Origin of the sequence: Frigoribacterium sp. Leaf186, from assembly GCF_001423905.1 — a bacterium.
In the GTDB taxonomy this organism is placed as follows: domain Bacteria; phylum Actinomycetota; class Actinomycetes; order Actinomycetales; family Microbacteriaceae; genus Frigoribacterium.
This window is the reverse complement of record NZ_LMPQ01000011.1, coordinates 68,598-81,844: the sequence shown is the minus strand read 5'-3', so window position 1 is coordinate 81,844 and position 13,247 is coordinate 68,598. Positions and strand designations below refer to the sequence as shown.

Annotated in this window: 11 protein-coding genes; 2 read left to right on the top strand and 9 right to left on the bottom strand. The window is 73.5% G+C overall.

The features are described 5' to 3' along the window. Nucleotides 1-78 precede the first annotated feature (78 nt). From ASG05_RS11995 to ASG05_RS11980, 4 genes are all read right to left on the bottom strand, one after another. Complete coding sequence (locus ASG05_RS11995) at nucleotides 79-1,083, bottom strand: SDR family NAD(P)-dependent oxidoreductase (protein WP_056261051.1); 1,005 nt, start codon at nucleotides 1,081-1,083, stop codon at nucleotides 79-81. A gap of 50 nt (nucleotides 1,084-1,133) precedes the next feature. Next, complete coding sequence (locus ASG05_RS11990) at nucleotides 1,134-1,760, bottom strand: CDP-alcohol phosphatidyltransferase family protein (protein WP_056261048.1); 627 nt, start codon at nucleotides 1,758-1,760, stop codon at nucleotides 1,134-1,136. A gap of 211 nt (nucleotides 1,761-1,971) precedes the next feature. Further along, nucleotides 1,972-3,057: an alkene reductase gene (locus ASG05_RS11985; protein ID WP_056261045.1), complete on the bottom strand. Its 1,086-nt coding sequence runs from the start codon at nucleotides 3,055-3,057 to the stop codon at nucleotides 1,972-1,974. 107 nt (nucleotides 3,058-3,164) lie between these two features. Continuing rightward, nucleotides 3,165-4,436, bottom strand: coding sequence for an MFS transporter (locus ASG05_RS11980; protein ID WP_056261043.1), 1,272 nt, complete (start codon nucleotides 4,434-4,436; stop codon nucleotides 3,165-3,167). A gap of 43 nt (nucleotides 4,437-4,479) precedes the next feature. Here ASG05_RS11980 and ASG05_RS11975 point away from each other — a divergent pair, with 43 nt between their 5' ends. Continuing rightward, nucleotides 4,480-5,061, top strand: coding sequence for a TetR/AcrR family transcriptional regulator (locus ASG05_RS11975; protein WP_056261041.1), 582 nt, complete (start codon nucleotides 4,480-4,482; stop codon nucleotides 5,059-5,061). A 73-nt stretch (nucleotides 5,062-5,134) separates the two neighbouring features. Here the strand turns inward: ASG05_RS11975 and ASG05_RS11970 are convergent, their stop codons facing one another. After that, entirely contained in the window at nucleotides 5,135-6,043 is a 909-nt protein-coding gene (locus ASG05_RS11970; protein WP_082486741.1) for an NAD(P)-dependent oxidoreductase, read from the bottom strand. 13 nt (nucleotides 6,044-6,056) lie between these two features. Further along, nucleotides 6,057-6,806 (bottom strand): 1-acyl-sn-glycerol-3-phosphate acyltransferase, encoded by a 750-nt coding sequence (locus tag ASG05_RS11965; RefSeq protein ID WP_056261038.1) that lies wholly within the window; start codon nucleotides 6,804-6,806, stop codon nucleotides 6,057-6,059. 396 nt (nucleotides 6,807-7,202) lie between these two features. Between ASG05_RS11965 and ASG05_RS16415 the strand changes: the two genes are divergently transcribed. Then, a complete protein-coding gene (locus ASG05_RS16415) occupies nucleotides 7,203-7,679 on the top strand; it encodes a hypothetical protein (RefSeq protein WP_157490216.1) in 477 nt (158 codons plus the stop codon). Here the strand turns inward: ASG05_RS16415 and recQ are convergent. The 3 genes from recQ to ASG05_RS11945 form a co-directional block, all read right to left on the bottom strand. Then, a complete protein-coding gene (gene recQ / locus ASG05_RS11955; protein ID WP_200936842.1) occupies nucleotides 7,640-9,751 on the bottom strand; it encodes a DNA helicase RecQ in 2,112 nt (703 codons plus the stop codon). The two genes, ASG05_RS16415 and recQ, sit on opposite strands and share 40 nt — an antisense overlap. A gap of 31 nt (nucleotides 9,752-9,782) precedes the next feature. Then, entirely contained in the window at nucleotides 9,783-10,745 is a 963-nt protein-coding gene (locus tag ASG05_RS11950) for a CPBP family intramembrane glutamic endopeptidase (protein WP_056261034.1), read from the bottom strand. Nucleotides 10,746-10,923: 178 nt separating this feature from the next. Continuing rightward, nucleotides 10,924-13,203 (bottom strand): bifunctional UDP-sugar hydrolase/5'-nucleotidase, encoded by a 2,280-nt coding sequence (locus ASG05_RS11945; protein WP_056261032.1) that lies wholly within the window; start codon nucleotides 13,201-13,203, stop codon nucleotides 10,924-10,926. Nucleotides 13,204-13,247: the final 44 nt, after the last annotated feature.

The following is a 13,247-nucleotide window of genomic DNA, read 5'->3' as shown; positions in this document are numbered from 1 at the left end:
GAGGACCGGCTCGCGCCTCCTGCGCTCTCGGCTCGTATGCCGGGGCCCGGCGGTGTCGCCGGCCAGTGGTGCCGCGGGTCAGGCGAGCAGCTGCTCGCTGAGGGTCCAGAGGCGGTCGGACTGCTCGGGGTCGAGGGCGTAGTCCTTGACGCCGCGGCCGGGGGCGTCGTCGCGGAACGGCTCGGCCTCGGCGACGTCCTCGAAGTAGCGGGCGCCCACGCCCTCGACGAGCGGGTGCACGGCCACGAAGACCGACGTCGCAGCGCCCTGCTGGGTGGACTTGAAGGCCGGGTTGGGGGTGCCCTCCTCGTCGATCCAGCCGCGGTCGAGCATCTCCTGCTTCGGCAGGTGGCGCTGCAGGGGTGTGATGATGCCGCCCGGGTGCACGGCGTTCGCCAGCACGCCGTCGTCGGCCCAGCGCTGCGTCACGCCGACGGCGAACAGCGAGTTGGCCGTCTTCGACTGGCCGTAGGCCGCCCACGGGTCGTACTCACGACGCTCGAACATGACGTCGTCGAACACGACCGGCGAACGGTGGTGGCCCGTCGAGCTGAGCGACACCAGGCGAGAGGGCGTGCCCGAGGCCTGCGCACCGGCGACCAGGGCGTCGCGCAGCGCGTTCGCCAACGCGAAGTGGCCGAGGTGGTTGTTGCTGAACTGGAGCTCCCAGCCCTCGGGGGTGCGGGTCTCGGGTGTGGCCATGACGCCGGCGTTGTCGATCAGCACGTCGAGCGGGCCCTGCCACGCGTCGGCGAAGGCCTGGAGGGTGTCGCGCTTCTCGAGGTCGAGGATCGCGGCGCGGACCGTACCGGGGCCGGGGCCGGAGCCGGCGCCCGCGTCGCCACCGGCGTCGCCGCCGGCGCCCGTGCTGGCGCGGATGTCGGCGACGGCCTGCTCGCCCTGCTCGGGGCGGCGGACGGCGAGGGTCACGTCGGCCCCGGCGGCGACGAGCGACCGGGCGGTCTCGATGCCGATGCCGGACGCGCCGCCGGTCACGACGATGCGCTTGCCGGTCAGGTCGAGGCCGTCGACGACCTCGTTCGCGGTGGTGGCGGCGCTGAAGGGGGTGGTGATGCGAGTCATGCGGTCGACGCTACGCCCGGGGTCGTGGTCTCGAGTCAGGCCCCGCGAGGTCAGGCCGCGTTGCGGGCGCGGCGCAGGCGGACGAGCGCGGCGGCGTAGAGCACGGCCGCGACCCAGTGGCCCACGAGGCCGACCCACAGCACCACGAGCCCGATCGCGCGACCGACGGCACCGGCCTCGGCGAGCGGAGCGGACGCCGCGCCTCCTGAGCCACCGAACTGGTCGACCAGGGCGGCCGCGACCAGCACGAGCAGCAACCCGACGAAGATCAGCGCGGTGCGGATCTTGCCGACCCAGGTCACCGGGAACGACGCTCCGGCCAGCACGAACAGGGCGTAGGCGCTCAGCAGCAGGTCGGGCACGAGCAGCAAGGGCAGCACCGGCCAGGGCACGAGCCCGCCGGCGACGAACGCGATGACCACGACGATCACGGTGATGCGGTCGGCCACGGGATCGAGCCACCGGCCGAGCTCGGACGTCGTGTTCGTCCGGCGGGCGATGAACCCGTCGAGGAAGTCGGTGACGAAGACGACCGCGATGACGACCATCGCCGACCAGTAGTGCTGCCCGACGATCAGCACGAGGAACACCGGCAGCAACAGCAGACGCGCCGCCGAGATGGCGTTGGGCACGGTGCGCCACTCGTCCTGTCGGAACAGCTTGTCGACGAGCGTCACGAGGCCCCCTCTGCACGGTCGCGCGGACGGTCGGCGCGGTCGCACCGATCACACCCGAGGAGGCGCGGGTCGCGCCCCCGAGATCGCTCCGAGTCTACGGGTGCCCTGCCCGCGGCCCGAAAACGCCGCCGAGTGGACGACGCACCGTGGCATGCCACGGTGTCTCGTCCACTCGGCGGTGTCCATCGAAGCCCGGCGGGCGGGCGACCGACTAGCGGTCGGCGTGCTGCAGCGTCGGGTAGTCCGTGTAGCCCTCGGCGCCGGCCGCGTAGAACGTGGCGGGGTTGGGCTCGTTGACCTCGTGGTCGCCCTCCCAGCGCTCGACCAGGTCGGGGTTCGCGATGGCGAAGCGACCGACGGCGACGGCGTCGGCCTGGCCGTCCGCGACCTCGGCGATCGCCTCGTCACGCGTGGTGATCTGGCCGAAGCCGCTGTTCGCGATGAAGGCGCCGCCGAAGCGGGTCCGCAGGTCTTGCACGAGCTCGCCGCGGAGGTCGGCCTGCAGCACGCTGAGGTAGGCCAGGCCGAGCGGGGCGAGACCCTCGACGAGCGCGCGGTAGACGGCGGTCACGTCGGCGACGTCGGTCTCGACGACGTCCTGGATGTTGTGCATGGGCGACAGGCGGATGCCGACGCGGCCGGCACCGATCGCCTCGGCCACGGCGGTCGTGGTCTCGATCGCGAGGCGGGCCCGGTTCTCGGGGCTTCCGCCGTACTCGTCGGTGCGGACGTTCGACACCGGCGACAGGAACTCGTGCAGCAGGTAGCCGTTGGCGCTGTGGATCTCGACGCCGTCGAGTCCGGCCTCGAGCACGGCGCGCTTGGACGCGGCGACGATGTCGGCCGTGACCTGGTGCACCTCGTCGGTGGTGAGGGCGTGCGGCACCGGGAAGTCGACCTTGCCGGCGGCGGTGTGCACCTGACCGTCGATGGCGACGGCGCTGGGGGCGACGATGCGGTCGGTGCGGGTGATGTCGGTGTGCGAGACGCGGCCACCGTGCATGACCTGCATGACGATCGTGCCGCCCTCGGCGTGCACGGCGTCGGCGACGCGCTTCCAGCCGGCGACCTGCTCGTCGGTGACGATGCCGGGCTGGCCGTCGTAGGCCTTGGACTCCTGCGAGGGCCAGGTGCCCTCGGTCGTGATCAGACCGAAGGAGGCGCGCTGACGGTAGTGCTCCACCACGACGTCGCCCGGAACGCCGTCGTCGCCGGAGCGCAGACGGGTGAGGGGCGCCATGACGACGCGGTTGCGCAGCTGGAGCTGGCCGAAGGTGGCGGGAGAGAAGAGGTCCAAGGGTGGTCCTTCCGAACGATGACGCGCCCTCGGGCGGGGGCACTCGTGGGCCAACCGGGAGCTCGCCCGCCGCATTCCCCGCCGGCGCGTGCCGAGACCCCGGGAGGTCATCGAGCCCCCTGGGCGCGCGCCGGGGTCTCGGCGACCTCCTGGGGTCTCGAGCGGCGGACGGCTGACAGGGCCGGCAGGGCCGCGAGGAGCGCGCCGATAGCGGCCACCGTGAGGGCTGCGCCGTAGCCTTGCACCGCGGCAACCCACCCGAGCACGAGCGCCCCCACCGCCTGCCCCAGCACGAGCAGGACGAACAGCAGCGCCGTCCCGCTGGCGGCCCGTTCGGCGTCGATCTCGGCCGTCCAGGCGATCAGCGCCCCGGTCGCCGCCGTGTAGGCCCAGCCGAACGCCGCGCAGGCGACGAGCGCGACCGGCACGACGCCCGGCAGGGTCGCCAACCCGGCCGTGCCCGCCGCCGTCACGACCAGTGTGAGTGCCCACAGGGCGGCAGGGGCGAGACGTGCCAGCGGTCGAGCCGTGACGATCACGGCCGTGCCTCCGGCCCCGAGACAGACCCAGGCCCAGACCGACACCCCCGCCGGGACGCCCGCGTCGGCGAGCAGGGTGCGCCCGTAGTTCCAGACGCCGGCCGAGGCGCCGCCGGCGAGCAGTGCCGCCAGCAGCACCCACCGGTGGGCGGCGATCCATCCGAGCGGGGGCACGAGGCCGGGAGGCGCGGTGTCCGTGGTCGTGGTCGTGGCCGCGGCCGTGGCCGTGGTCGTCGCCGGCGACTCGGTGCCCGGCGCGGTGCGCGATCGGGCGTCGGAGGCGCGGCGTTCGAGCACGAGGACGGCCCCGGCCGCGACGATCGCCGCCCCGGCGGCCACGAACCACGCGAGCCTCCACTGGGGTAGCAACGCGAACGCGAGCACCCCGGCCGCGACCAGGCCCGGCCCGGTGCCGGCGTTGACGACCGCCTGGGCACCGGCCTGCCGCCCGTCGTCGAGGCCACGCTGCAGGATGCGCACGAGCGCGGGCGACGCCAGCCCGGCGCCGGCCGAGCCCAGCACGGCTGCCACCGCGAACGGGACCACGTCGGGTGCCAGTGCCATCCCCGCGGCGCCGATCGCCGCCGTGGCGCCCGCCGCGACGACGAGCCCGCGGAAGCGGCGCTCTGCGGACGCGAACGCCACGACCGCGCCGACGACGTAGGCCGACGACCCGCCGGACGAGATCGCACCGGCGACGCCGGCGTCGAACCCGAGGTCGGCCTGGATCTCGGGCAGGTACAGGCCGTAGGCGAGGCGGACGAGACCGTAGGTCACGGCGATCAGGGCCGTGCTCGCCGCGACGAGGGCGAGACCGGCCCGGTGAGCGCGTCGTGGCATAAACGAAAACGTGCGTTTCATTTTTGCAGCCTAAGCTGTCGGCATGCCTCTCCGCCCGTCCAGTGAGAAGAAGATCCTCGACGCCGCCGACGACCTCTTCTTCACGAACGGCATCGCGGCGACGCCCGTCGACGCCGTGCTCGCCCGGGCCGGCGTCTCGGCCGCGACCCTGTACCGCGGCTACCGCAGCAAGGAGGCGCTGGTCGCCGCAGCCCTCGCCCGTCGCCACCACGAGTGGCTCGCCACCTGGGACGCCGCCGTGGCTGGGCACGACGAGCCCGGCCCGCGCCTCCTGGCGGTCTTCGACGCGCTCGACGACTTCCGGGCCCGGCCCGACGGGGCCCGCTGGTGCGCCTTCCTGGCGTCGGCGGCCGAGTACGCCGAGCCTCCGGCCGACGTGGCCGAGGCGGTGCGGGCCGACACCGAGACGTTGCGGGAGCGCCTCACCGAGCTGGCCCGGCCCCTCGTCGGTGGGCGCGCCGCCGAGCTCGCCGAGAGCCTGCTGCTGGTCGTCACCGGCGACCTCGCCATGCGGCTGCGAGAGCCCGGCCGCGACACCACGACGGCCCGGGCGATCGCCGCAGCCCTCGTCGCCTCCGCCGCCGGGACGTCACCGGACGCCTGATCCCGTTCCCCCGGACCTCCCGTGCGCGTCGCGACCGCCATGCGCTCCCCGTCGCGGGTCGCGTCGGCGCTCGTCAGCCCTGGCGGTCGAACCCGGTGCGGACGGCGGCGATGTCGTCGTCGCCGTACCCCCGGTCGGCGGCCACCGCGTAGACGTCGGCCAGGGCCTCGATCAACGACGGGTCGAACGACGTGCCCCGTGCGGCCTCGCGCATCAGCCCGAGGTCCTTGCGGAGGCCGTCGAGCGCGAACTGCGCCGGGTACTCGCCGGCGATCATCGTCGCGCCCTTGAGGTGCGCGTAGGGGGTGTCCGACTGACCGCCGTCGATCGCGTCGAGGAAGAGCTGCGGGTCGAGCCCGAGGGCCTCGGTCAGCGCGATCGACTGCGCGGTCGCGGCGGTGACGGAAGCGATCCAGGCGTTCGCCGCGAGCTTGAGGGCCGTGCCGTGCCCGACCGTGTCACCGGCGACGACGGTCTTCGACCCCATCGCGTCGAGCACCGGCCGCACGGCGTCGATCAGCCCGGCCTCGCCTGCCGCGAGCATCACCAGCTTCCCGGTGGCGGCCGGCTTCTTCGTGCCGAGCATCATCGCCTCGACGAGCCGGAGCCCCTGCTCGTCGGCGACCTGCACCACCCGGGCCGTGTCGGCCTCACCGATCGTGCTGGCCTGCACCCAGACCGCGTCGGGCCCGGTCGCACCGGCCGCGTCGGCGAGCACCTCGAGCACGGCGTCCCCGTCGAACAACACGGTGACGATGACGTCCGCACCCTCGACCGCCTCGCTCACCGTGTCGGCCACGGTGGCGCCGTCGGCCGCGAGCGGCTCGGCCCTCGACCTCGTGCGGTTCCAGACCGTCACGTCGAACCCCTCGCGCAGCAGTGTGCCCGCCACGCCCTGACCCATGATGCCCGTCCCGAGCACAGCGACCTTCATGCCCTCGACGCTACGCCCGCGCCGAGCGGGCGGCCACGCCGGGCGCATGGCCGCGCCGGCGTCAGTCGAGCGGATCGGGGCCCACGGGGTCGGGACGCATCGCGCGGCGCACCCGGGCGACGACCGACGGTGCGGGCGGGTCGTTGTACGCCCCGGCCTCGACCTGCCCGCTGAGCCGCTGGATCGCCGCCATGACCTCGTCGGTCGCGTGCCGACGAGCACGCCCCGACTTCGCCTCGCCGTGGTGCGACAGGTCGATCGGCTCGCCGAACTCGACGGTGAACCGCCGGAGGCGCGGGAGGCGCGAGCCCACCGGTTGCAGCTCCTGCGTCCCCGTCAGCGCGACCGGCACGACCGGCGCCCCGCTCGTCAGGGCGAGCCAGGCGACACCGGTCCGCCCGCGGTACAACCGCCCGTCGAGGGAGCGCGTGCCCTCGGGGTAGATCGCGAAGGCGTCACCGGCCGTGAGCTTGCCGAGCCCCAGGTCGAGGGCGTGCTGGGCGGCGGACCCGGCCCCGCGCTCGACGCCGATCGCGCCGATGCCGGAGAAGAACGCCCGGGACGCCCGACCCTTCAGCCCCGTACCGGTGAAGTAGGCGGCCTTCGCCAGGAACGAGACCTGACGGGGTGCCATGAGGGTGATCACGACGCTGTCCACGAACGAGAGATGGTTGCTCGCGAGGATCACGGCGCCGCGTCGGGGCACGTGGCGACGGCCGATCACGCGGGGGCGCCAGACCACGCGGACCAGGGGTGAGAGGACCGAACGGCTGAGGGTTGTGAGCACGCTCCACTGTGCCCGACACCACATGTCGCCGACGGCATGGGTCGCCCGCCCGCCTCACCCGTGACCCGCGGTCGACCACCCGGACCACCCGATTCGGGGAACAACGGGTGTCCCCCTCAGGGAGGATTGCCGCCTCCGGACGCGCCCCCTATGGTCGTGATCGACCGAAACGGGGCGACCGTCCTGTTCGGAAGGCGTCCCTCGATCCCGACCGTCGAGGGGCCCCGGCCACGGTGCGGCAGTGCAGCCGCGCGCCGCAGCCGAGCCGACGGCCAGGACGTCGCCCGAACCGACGGCCCGACCCCCACGGCCCGACCGCCCGACGGCCCGACGGCGACGATCCGTGGCCGCGTACCTCCCGCACGCCCGGCCACGACGCCGCACCTTCGAGACCACGACCCCGACGACGAGAGGACCACCATGGACGACGAGTCGGTCATCGCCCGCCCCCCGCGCCTGGCACTGGTCTTCGGCGCGGCCGCGGTCGTGTACGCCTTCTTCGCGGTGACCAGCATCGTCGGGGCCGGCACCTCGGTCGGGGTCGGACTCGTCGCCACGGTCGTCGCGACCGGGCTCTACGGACTGTCGGCTCTCGTCTGGCTGGCCCTGGTGGTCGTCGCCGTCTCGTCGTCCCGGCGATCACGACGACCCGGCGGGGTCGACGCGGCGAGCATGCGGTTCATCGGCGTCGCCCCACCGGTGGGTGGCGCCGTGCTGCTCGCCGCGGCCTACGTCGCCCGGATGAACGGGCAGCCCTTCCTCGGTGGTTTCGAGGCGATGGTCATCACGACGGCCGGGTTGGTCGTGCTCTCACGCCGGTTCTCGGCGCTCGGGTTCCGACCCGCCGGCACCACCCGTCAGCGCCGGTCGTCGGGCGGGGGCGGCGCGTCGTCGTAGGGGTCGAACGGGGCGTCGGAGGGCCAGTCGTGGAGATCGTCGACAGGCACCTCGGGCACCTCGTCGACGGCGGGCGGCGAGTCGGCCCCCGCATCACGGCCGGTGGCCCGGCCGGACGCCCGGCCAGCACGAGCCGGGCTGCCGGCAGACCCGGTCGCCGAGGCGGACGACGCCGGGGCCGCCCCGGCGGCGGCGGCCTCGGCCGGGGCCGTGCCGCCCACGACGGCGAGCACCTGCTGGCCGTAGGTGTCGAGCTTCTTCTGCCCGACGCCGCTGATGCCCGCCAGCTCGTCGAGCGAGCCGGGCCGCTCGGAGGCGATGCCCCGCAGGGTGACGTCGCCGAACACGACGTAGGCGGGGACGCCCTGGGCCCGGGCGACGCCGGCCCGCCACTCGCGCAGCGTCTCGAAGAGGGCGGCGTCGTCACCCGTCAGCTCGGCGGCACCCCGCGACGCGCCCCGGCCGGAGGCCCCCGAGCCGCCTCTCGAACGAGCCGCACGGGCCGGGCGGTCGGGCTCGCGCCGCAGCCGGACGGCACGGCCGCCGGACAGCACCTCGGCCGCCGCGTCGGTGAGCAGCAACGTGCCGTAGCCGTCGGGTGAGACGGCCAGCAGCCCCTGGGCGAGCAGCTGCCGGACGACGCCGCGCCACTCGACGTCGCCGAACTCGGTGCCGATGCCGAAGGTGGACAACTGGTCGTGACGGTTCTGGACGACCTTCGGGGTCGACTTGCCGAGCAGGATGTCGACGATCTGGCCGGCACCGAACTGCTGGTTGCGCTCGCGCTTCAGCCGGACGACCGTCGAGAGCAGCTTCTGGGCGGGCACGGTGCCGTCGAGCGACTGCGGCGGGGTGAGGCACGTGTCGCAGTTGCCACAGGCCGTGCTCGCCTGACCGAAGTACCCGAGGAGCTGCACCCGTCGGCACTCGACCGTCTCGCAGAGGGCGAGCATGGCGTCGAGGTGGGCGCTGAGCTTGCGGCGGTGTTCGGCGTCACCCTCTGACTGGTCGATCATGCGGCGCTGCTGCACCACGTCTTGCAGCCCGTAGGCCAGCCAGGCCGTCGAGGGCAGGCCGTCGCGACCGGCGCGACCGGTCTCTTGGTAGTAGCCCTCGACCGACTTGGGCAGGTCGAGGTGCGCGACGAACCGGACGTCGGGCTTGTCGATGCCCATGCCGAACGCGATGGTGGCGACCATCACGATGCCCTCGTCGCGGAGGAACCGCGACTGGTTGCGGGCGCGCGTCTGGGCGTCGAGACCCGCGTGGTACGGCAGGGCCGCGATGCCCTGCTTCACGAGGAACTCGGCCGTGCTCTCGACCGACTTGCGCGAGAGGCAGTAGACGATGCCGGCGTCGCCGTCGTGCTCGGCGCGGATGAAGCGCAGGAGTTGCTGCTGCGGGCCGTCTTTGGCCTCGATGCGGTACTGGATGTTCGGCCGGTCGAAGTCGGCGACGAAGTGCTTCGCGTCGTCGAGGTCGAGGCGCCGCGAGATCTCGCGGTGGGTGGTCTCGGTGGCGGTCGCCGTCAGGGCGATGCGCGGCACCTCGGGCCAGCGCTCGTGCAGCACCGACAGCTCGAGGTAGTCGGGGCGGAAGTCGTGCCCCCACTGGGCCACGCAGTGCGCCTCGTCGATGGCGAAGAGCGAGACGTGGCCGCGGTCGAGCAATGACTTGGTCGAGTCGAGCTTCAGCCGCTCGGGGGCCAGGTAGAGCATGTCGAGCTCGCCCGCGACGAAGGCCTGCTCGACGGCACGACGGCGGTCGGGGTCTTGCGTCGAGTTGAGGAACGCCGCCCGGACGCCGACCGCCTCGAGGGCGTCGACCTGGTCTTGCATCAGCGCGATCAGCGGCGAGACCACGATGCCCGTGCCGTCACGGACGAGGGCCGGCACCTGGTAGCAGAGCGACTTGCCGCCGCCCGTGGGCATGAGCACCAGCGCGTCGCCGCCCTGGACCACCTGGTCGATGATCTGCGCCTGTTGACCGCGGAACTCGTCGTAGCCGAACACCCGGTGCAGCACGTCGAGGGCAGCGTCGGGGGCCAGGGCGGGCGAGGCGGTGGGGGTCACGCGACGAGTCTACGAGCGGGCACCGACGTGATCAGCCGACCCGCGCCTCCTGGGGACGGTCGTCGGGCGCGGGCGGACTGGGGACGAGGGGTTCGGAGCGGACCGTCACGAGGCCGGAACGTCGCGAGGCCCGCAGCACCAGCCAGACGTAGAGCGGCGTCGAGACCACGGTCACCGCGAGCGCGAGAGGGCTGCCGTCGCTCGACTCGACGCCCGCGTACGGCGCCGACAGCAGGAACAGCACGGTGTTGTTGAGCACGTGCGCGACGATGGCCGCCTCGAGTCCGCCCGTGCGCCAGGTCAGGTAGGCCGCGGCCACGCCGAAGACGGCGACGTCGAGCATGCCCCACACGTTGTAGTCGTGCCCGAGCGCGAACCCCACCGTGGGCAGGAGGATCGCCGCGATCGGGTACCGCAGCCACGAGCCGATCGTCTGCATGGCGAGACCCCGGAAGGCGTACTCCTCGGCGGTCGCCTGCAGCGGCGTGACGAGCAGGATGACGACGACGGCCCACACCAGCGTGTCGGCCGGCGTGGTGACCGGCCCGGGGCTGATCGGCTCGCCCGAGAGGGGCGACACCACGAAGTAGCTGAGGACGACGGTCAGTGCCATGAACGCCAGCGCCGGCACGACGCAACGCGCGAGCCAGCGCCAGCGCAGCCGGCCGGCGACGCTCGACAGCCGGCCGACCGCGCCAGGGCCGACGATCAGGGTGCCGAGCATGATGGCCGGCAGCATGACCGCGATCGAGGCGAGGGTGGTGAAGAGCACGAGAGGGTCGGCCGCGGCGAGCGCGTCTCCGTCGATGCCGCGCTGCAGTCGGGCCGCGGCCTCGGGTCCGCCCACGGCCGTGGTCGCCCCGAGGACCCCCACGTAGACCACGACCGACGCGAGCAGGTACGTCACGGCCGCGACCACCGCGGCGAGCAGGGGCTTCCACCAGCGGTACGAGGGCAGCGACCGGAACAGGCGGTGGTAGGCGAACGTCGTCACGCGACGAGCGTACGGGAGGCGCGGCCCCGACCCCTGGGACGACCCGAGGAGGCGCGGTGCCGGCCGGTCGCCCACCCCCCGCCCCCAGCCGAGCGAGGCCTCACCACGAACGGGACGTCGCCCCACGACTTCTCGTGGTGCGACGTCCCGTCGGTGGTGCGCTGCGGTGCCGGGGGCGTCAGCCGTCGGTGGACGACGCCGTGGCGCGGAGCCGGCGACGACGGCCGACGACCAGCGCCGACCCTCCGGCCAGCATCAGGGCGAGCGCGGCGAGGGCGCCGAGGCCCAGGCCGTCCTGGCCCGTGAAGGCCAGCGAGCCGTCGGCGTTGCGGACCGTGCCGGCGGGCGTGCTGCCCGAGCCCGTGCCCGTTCCGGGCGTGGTGCCGGGGACGGTGCCGCCGGGGGTCGTGACGGGCGGCGTCGTGCCCGGGTCGGTCGGGTCGACCGGCGCGGCGGCCACGGCGGCGAGCGACACGGGGGCCGTGAAGGTCGTGCCGGTGCCGGTCACCGTGAAGAGCAGCTGGCGGGTCTGCGCGGCGGTGCCGGCGGCGATCTCGGGGATCGTCACCGTGAGTGCTGCCCGCCCCTGCTCGTCGGTGGTCGAGACGACGGTGCCGTCGATCGTCGCGGAACCGACCTCGACGCCGTCGAGGGTCGCGGTCACCGTGCCGGTCGTCGGTCCGCCGTTGCTGAACAGCAGCGACGACAGCGAGTACTCGACGGTGTCGCCGGCCTCGTAGCCGCCCTCGGGGGCGACGGGCGCGGTCACGCCGACGGCACGCTGGGCGAGGTCGGGCGAGACCGACGGGTTCGCCGCGAAGTAGTCCACCTGGCTCTGCAGGTCGACCTTGCCGCTGTCGGCCTTGGCCGAGGCCCCGTTGAGGGCCGTGAAGTTGTCGCCGCCTGAGGCGAGGAACGAGTTGACCGTCACCTTGTAGCTGGCGGCCTCGTCGAGCGGGGCGCCCTCGAAGGTGATGTCGCCGATGCGCGACCCGGCAGCCGCCGTGGGGTCGTAGGTGTAGGTCAGACCCTCCGAGACGCCGAGCTTGAGGAACGGACGTGACGACCCGGCCGGCTGCCACTGCTGCTCGAGCGTCTGTCGGATCTGCGCGCCGGTCAGCGTCGAGACGACCAGGGTGTTGGCGAACGGCTGGACGGCGGCGGCCTCCTGGAAGGTCACGCGACCGTCCGCGTCGACGGTCGCGTCACCGGTCGAGGCGTACCTCAGATCGGCGCGGAGTCCGCCGGGGTTCATGAAGGCGATCTGCGCACCGTTCTCGACCGTGGCCGCGAGCTGGGCGTCGGCGACGAGGTTGCCGAGGGTCGACTCTCCCCCTCGGTTCTCGGAGCCGTCGAGCTGCTTGGCGCGCAGCAGGTCGCCGGTGATGGTGCCGACGGGGCGGCGGCCCTCGACGGCGGCGACGGCCTCGGCGTTGGTGACGATCGCCGCGACCGTGGGGTCGGGCGAGGCCGACTGGTACAGCGGGACGAGCGAGCTCGTGACGGTCGCCTCACCGGTCACGTCGTCGTACTGGACGACGAGGTGGCTCAGGTTGGCGCCGTAGCTGCCGGTCTGGACGACGGGGCGGGGCTTGGTGCCGCCGGTCGGAACGATGTCGGTGAAGTTGTAGGTCTGGTGCGTGTGCGCCGAGAGGATGGCGTCGACCGACGGGGAGACGTTCTTCGCGATGTCGGCGAACTGCGAGTCGCCGGTGGCGTCCGCCTCGGCCGCCGAGGCGTTGCCCTCGTGGACGAGCAGGACGATGACGTCGGCCTCGCCGTTGGCGTCGGTCTCGACGCCGTCGGTCAGCTCGGCCGCGGCGTCGTTGACGGAGTCGACGATGTCGCGGAACTCGAGCCCCTCGACGCCGGCCGGGCTGACGAGCTCGGGCATGAGCTCGGTGATGGCGCCGACGAAGCCGACGCGGACGCCGTCGACGTCCTTGACGAAGTAGGGGTCGTAGGCCCGTTCGCCGGTCGACGTCTCGTAGATGTTGGCGTTGACGTAGGGGAACTCGCTGTTCGCGGTCACGCGACCGTTGAAGTCGTCCTGCCCCTTGTCGAACTCGTGGTTGCCCGGCGTGCTGACGTCGAGGCCCATCGCGTTGAGCGCGTCGAGGGTCGGCTCGTCGTCCTGGATGAACGAGGTGAACGTCGACGCCCCGATGTTGTCGCCCGACGAGACGAACAGGGTGTTGCCGGGGTTCGCGGCGCGGAACTCGTTCACCTTGCCGGCCATGACGGCGGCACCGGCGGTCGGCGACGTCTCTTGGGCCAGACGGCCGTGGAAGTCGTTGATGCCGAGGATGTCGATGGTCGTCGTCGCGGCCTGCGCGGGGACGGCGGTCAGCGTGCCGAGGCAGAGGGCGCTGACGGCGACGCCGACGAGGGCGGCACCGCGGACGCGCCGCCTGCCTCCCGTCGGGGTGGACTCGGATGACGGGGGGCTGGTGCGCATGGGCGTCGGGCTCCTGAGAAGGTGGTTCGGGCGTGACGGCACCC